Raw genomic sequence first — 393 nt, 5'->3', positions numbered from 1 at the left:
TTCGATATGCTGGCCCTGCTGCCAGAGTGCATACGAGACGGAACTGATAACCGTGTCCGTGCCGTTGCCGGCCGTCTCGATGACCACATCCCCCACATTGTCAACGTAATACGTATCGTTGTGGGCACCGCCACTCATCGTATCGGCACCAAGACCACCATTCAGCACGTTGTTGCCTAGATTTGTGGTGATCACGTTGTTCAGCGCGTTCCCGACTGCAGTCAGATCCCCACTGCCCAAAATGGTCAGATTCTCGATGTACTGGCCCTGCTGCCAGAGTTGATAGGAAATGGTGCTGTAGACAGTGTCTATGCCTTCACCGGCTAATTCGATGACCCGATCGCCGACATTGTCGACGGAATAGGTATCGTTGCCGGCTCCGCCGATCATCGT

General features: G+C 54.7%; 1 protein-coding gene. It reads right to left on the bottom strand.

What is annotated here, in order from left to right:
* Positions 1-393: calcium-binding protein (locus MNI96_RS21790; protein WP_502960372.1), on the bottom strand; the 393-nt coding region annotated here is incomplete at both ends.

The sequence above is a fragment of the Stappia sp. WLB 29 genome (genome assembly GCF_023507705.1).
Lineage (GTDB): Bacteria > Pseudomonadota > Alphaproteobacteria > Rhizobiales > Stappiaceae > Stappia.
This window is presented reverse-complemented; position numbering and strand designations above follow the sequence as displayed.